Here is a 5,725-nt window from a genome sequence, read left to right on the forward strand (position 1 = left end):
AATGCGGGAAGGGCCTCGCACCAACAGTGCGAGGCCCTCCCTCAAAGAATGTCCGGCGGCGACCTACTCTCCCACAACCTCCCGGCTGCAGTACCATCGGCGCTGTGGGCCTTAGCTTCCGGGTTCGGAATGGAACCGGGCGTTTCCCCCACGCTATGACCGCCGTAACCCTAACCCCACACCACCACCCTCAACACGGGCAACAGCAGGGAAACCTACGGGTCACACAACAGTGACACTATTCAATTCAAAACACCTCAACCACCCACCAACAAGCAGACAGCCGGTTGCAATCAGACAACCGCACAGTGGACGCGAACACCAACCCATCACCTTGAAGCAAGCAATAGGATAAGAGTGTGTGTAAGTCATCGGCCTATTAGTACTGGTCAGCTTCACGAGTCTTCAGTCCTCGCTTCCACATCCAGCCTATCAACCCAGTGTTCTAGCTGGGGGCCTCACACCCTCAAAGGGGCAAGGAAATCTCATCTCGAAGCCGGCTTCCCGCTTAGATGCTTTCAGCGGTTATCCATCCCGAACGTAGCTAATCAGCCATGCACCTGGCGGTACAACTGACATACCAGAGGTTCGTCCGTCCCGGTCCTCTCGTACTAAGGACAGACCTTCTCAAATTTCCAACGCGCGCAGAGGATAGGGACCGAACTGTCTCACGACGTTCTGAACCCAGCTCGCGTACCGCTTTAATGGGCGAACAGCCCAACCCTTGGGACCTACTCCAGCCCCAGGATGCGACGAGCCGACATCGAGGTGCCAAACCATGCCGTCGATATGGACTCTTGGGCAAGATCAGCCTGTTATCCCCGAGGTACCTTTTATCCGTTGAGCGACGGCCGTTCCACAACGAGCCGCCGGATCACTAGTCCCGACTTTCGTCCCTGCTCGAGCTGCCACTCTCACAGTCAAGCTCCCTTGTGCACTTGCACTCGACACCTGATTGCCAACCAGGCTGAGGGAACCTTTGGGCGCCTCCGTTACATTTTGGGAGGCAACCGCCCCAGTTAAACTACCCATCAGGCACTGTCCCTGACCCGGATCACGGGCCGAAGTTAGATATCCAGAGTGACCAGAGTGGTATTTCAACGGCGACTCCACGAACACTGGCGTGCCCGCTTCACAGTCTCCCACCTATCCTACACAAGTCACACCGAATACCAATACCAAACTATAGTAAAGGTCACGGGGTCTTTCCGTCCTTCTGCGCGTAACGAGCATCTTTACTCGTAATGCAATTTCGCCGAGTTCATGGTTGAGACAGCGGGGAAGTCGTTACTCCATTCGTGCAGGTCGGAACTTACCCGACAAGGAATTTCGCTACCTTAGGATGGTTATAGTTACCACCGCCGTTTACTGGGGCTTAAGTTCTCCGCTTCGCCGAAGCTAACGGGTCCCCTTAACCTTCCAGCACCGGGCAGGAGTCAGTCCATATACATCGTCTTACGACTTCGCATGGACCTGTGTTTTTGATAAACAGTCGCTTCCCCCTGGTCTCTGCGGCCCCGATCCCCTCACACCAGCACGTGGTGCTCAAGGTTGGGGCCCCCCTTCTCCCGAAGTTACGGGGGCATTTTGCCGAGTTCCTTAACCATGATTCTCTCGATCGCCTTAGTATTCTCTACCTGACCACCTGTGTCGGTTTAGGGTACGGGCAGTTTGAACCTCGCGCCGATGCTTTTCTAGGCAGCATAGGATCACCGGATCACCCACCATGTGGGCGCCCATCAGGTCTCAGGCATACAGCCGGCGGATTTACCTACCGGCAGCCCTACACCCTTAGACCAGGTCATTTCCATTGCCCGGCCCGGCTACCTTCCTGCGTCACACCTGTTAATGCGCTTGCCTCCCCGGTTCAGGTCCCGCGCTCCCCACCACCGTCCCCGTCAAAGACGGGGTTCGGGATGGTTCGGGCGGTTAGTATCACCGGCTCAGCATGGACGGTTCTTCACTGGTACGGGAATATCAACCCGTTGTCCATCGACTACGCCTGTCGGCCTCGCCTTAGGTCCCGACTTACCCAGGGCAGATTAGCTTGACCCTGGAACCCTTAGTCATCCGGCGGACGGGTTTCTCACCCGTCTTTCGCTACTCATGCCTGCATTCTCACTCGTCCACAATCCACCAGAAGTTACCCGCTGGCTTCACCTCGTGAACGACGCTCCCCTACCCATCCAGCAAAACTGAATGCCACGGTTTCGGCGGTGTACTTGAGCCCCGCTACATTGTCGGCGCGGAATCACTTGACCAGTGAGCTATTACGCACTCTTTCAAGGGTGGCTGCTTCTAAGCCAACCTCCTGGTTGTCTCAGCAACTCCACATCCTTTCCCACTTAGCACACGCTTAGGGGCCTTAACCGGTGGTCTGGGCTGTTTCCCTCTCGACTATGAAGCTTATCCCCCACAGTCTCACTGCCACGCTCTCACTTCCCGGCATTCGGAGTTTGGCTGAAGTCAGTAACCTTGTAGGGCCCATCGTCCATCCAGTAGCTCTACCTCCGGGAAGAAACACGTGACGCTGCACCTAAATGCATTTCGGGGAGAACCAGCTATCACGGAGTTTGATTGGCCTTTCACCCCTACCCACAGCTCATCCCCTCCATTTTCAACTGAAGTGGGTTCGGTCCTCCACGCGCTCTTACACGCGCTTCAACCTGGCCATGGGTAGATCACTCCGCTTCGGGTCTAGGACACGCGACTCAATCGCCCTATTCAGACTCGCTTTCGCTACGGCTTCCCCACACGGGTTAACCTCGCCACGTATCACTAACTCGCAGGCTCATTCTTCAAAAGGCACGCTGTCACCCCACAAGGAGGCTCCAACGGTTTGTAGGCACATGGTTTCAGGTACTATTTCACTCCCCTCCCGGGGTACTTTTCACCATTCCCTCACGGTACTGATCCGCTATCGGTCAACAGGTAGTATTCAGGCTTACCAGGTGGTCCTGGCAGATTCACACGGGATTCCTCGGGCCCCGTGCTACTCGGGCAACCCTCCAACAGCGGCGGAACACATTTCGACTACGGGACTCTCACCCTCTACGGTCCAGCATCCACACTGGTTCGTCTATATGCCCGCACCTCACTGCGCCATGCCGGCAGACATGACAAGGAGGGGCCCACAACACCGCACATGCAACCCCTGCCGGGTATCACACACATACGGTTTAGCCCCATCCGCGTTCGCTCGCCACTACTAACGGAATCACTTTTGTTTTCTCTTCCTGTGGGTACTGAGATGTTTCACTTCCCCACGTTCCCTCCACCCGGTCTATGTGTTCAACCGGGGGTCACACGACACGTCGTGCGGGGTTTCCCCATTCGGAAATCCTGGTCTCAACGTCCGGTTATCGACTCCACCAGGCTTATCGCAGATTCCCACGTCCTTCTTCGGCTCCTGTTGCCAAGGCATCCACCATGCGCCCTTGGAAACTTTCACACACAATGAAAGTCCTCAAATGAGCAATATCTAACTAAGATGTCATTCTCGGCATCACCACACCTCACACACCACCCCAGGGGGAACAGTGCGATCAACGATGCAGCAACAAAAAAATAAGATGCTCGCGTCCACTATGCAGTTCTCAAACAACAACCCACACCCCATCCACCAACCCACAAGGCCAGCTTCACAAGATACGGAGACCAGAAACAACAACCCCAACCCCAAGGCCAGGGTGCCTGCTGTTCCAGGACCCAACAGTGTGCCAACACCAGCTCGCAGCCACCAACACCACCCATTCCAACCACACCCGCAAAGGCATGACGTACTCGAGCACTGCCGGCACCACCACTGGCACCATTCATTGATGTTCCACCCATGAGCAACCCGCCATCACACACGCGGTGATGCAACGGGCACTAATGCTCCTTAGAAAGGAGGTGATCCAGCCGCACCTTCCGGTACGGCTACCTTGTTACGACTTAGTCCCAATCGCTGGTCCCACCTTCGACGGCTCCCCCCACAAGGGTTAGGCCACCGGCTTCGGGTGTTACCAACTTTCGTGACTTGACGGGCGGTGTGTACAAGGCCCGGGAACGTATTCACCGCAGCGTTGCTGATCTGCGATTACTAGCGACTCCGACTTCATGGGGTCGAGTTGCAGACCCCAATCCGAACTGAGACCGGCTTTTTGGGATTAGCTCCACCTCACAGTATCGCAACCCATTGTACCGGCCATTGTAGCATGCGTGAAGCCCAAGACATAAGGGGCATGATGATTTGACGTCGTCCTCACCTTCCTCCGAGTTGACCCCGGCAGTCTCCCATGAGTCCCCACCACGACGTGCTGGCAACATGGAACGAGGGTTGCGCTCGTTGCGGGACTTAACCCAACATCTCACGACACGAGCTGACGACAACCATGCACCACCTGTGAACCCGCCCCAAAGGGGAAACCGTATCTCTACGGCGATCGAGAACATGTCAAGCCTTGGTAAGGTTCTTCGCGTTGCATCGAATTAATCCGCATGCTCCGCCGCTTGTGCGGGCCCCCGTCAATTCCTTTGAGTTTTAGCCTTGCGGCCGTACTCCCCAGGCGGGGCACTTAATGCGTTAGCTGCGGCGCGGAAACCGTGGAATGGTCCCCACACCTAGTGCCCAACGTTTACGGCATGGACTACCAGGGTATCTAATCCTGTTCGCTCCCCATGCTTTCGCTCCTCAGCGTCAGTTACAGCCCAGAGACCTGCCTTCGCCATCGGTGTTCCTCCTGATATCTGCGCATTCCACCGCTACACCAGGAATTCCAGTCTCCCCTACTGCACTCTAGTCTGCCCGTACCCACCGCAGATCCGGGGTTAAGCCCCGGACTTTCACGACAGACGCGACAAACCGCCTACGAGCTCTTTACGCCCAATAATTCCGGATAACGCTCGCACCCTACGTATTACCGCGGCTGCTGGCACGTAGTTAGCCGGTGCTTCTTCTGCAGGTACCGTCACTTTCGCTTCTTCCCTACTGAAAGAGGTTTACAACCCGAAGGCCGTCATCCCTCACGCGGCGTCGCTGCATCAGGCTTGCGCCCATTGTGCAATATTCCCCACTGCTGCCTCCCGTAGGAGTCTGGGCCGTGTCTCAGTCCCAGTGTGGCCGGTCACCCTCTCAGGCCGGCTACCCGTCGTCGCCTTGGTGAGCCATTACCTCACCAACAAGCTGATAGGCCGCGAGTCCATCCAAAACCGATAAATCTTTCCAACACCCACCATGCGGTAGGCGCTCCTATCCGGTATTAGACCCAGTTTCCCAGGCTTATCCCAGAGTTAAGGGCAGGTTACTCACGTGTTACTCACCCGTTCGCCACTAATCCACCCAGCAAGCTGGGCTTCATCGTTCGACTTGCATGTGTTAAGCACGCCGCCAGCGTTCATCCTGAGCCAGGATCAAACTCTCCGTAAAAAAATTACAGAACAACACCGTGGCAGCCGGAAATAACCACCACGACATCCATTCAATACCTAGCAGACCATCACCACACCACGGGGGTGGCAGGCGATGATCAACCAATATGTGTTAAAACAATTGGCATCAACAAACTTGGCACACTATTGAGTTCTCAAACAACAGGCGCTTCCAGCTTCAGCGACCCGCTCCGCGGGCCGTTTCGCTCTGGAGCAACTTCTCCATCCTAGACCATCCGTTTCGACCGTGTCAACTCCGTGTCCGAAGCATTCACCGTCCGTTCACATGGCCGGGCTAGAAAACCTTACCACG

Annotated in this window: 3 rRNA genes; all 3 read right to left on the reverse strand. The window is 56.0% G+C overall.

Features of this window, described 5'->3' with window-relative positions:
* Positions 1-50 precede the first annotated feature (50 nt).
* Positions 51-167: ribosomal RNA gene (rrf, locus tag ABIB16_RS11190) — 5S ribosomal RNA — on the reverse strand.
* Between the two features lie 192 nt (positions 168-359).
* Positions 360-3,451 (reverse strand): 23S ribosomal RNA (locus tag ABIB16_RS11195).
* A gap of 436 nt (positions 3,452-3,887) precedes the next feature.
* Positions 3,888-5,410, reverse strand: a 16S ribosomal RNA gene (locus tag ABIB16_RS11200).
* Together the 16S, 23S and 5S rRNA genes form the textbook arrangement of a ribosomal RNA operon.
* Positions 5,411-5,725: the final 315 nt, after the last annotated feature.

The sequence above is a fragment of the Micrococcus sp. UYEF5 genome (assembly GCF_040546065.1).
In the GTDB taxonomy this organism is placed as follows: Bacteria; Actinomycetota; Actinomycetes; order Actinomycetales; family Micrococcaceae; genus Micrococcus; species Micrococcus luteus.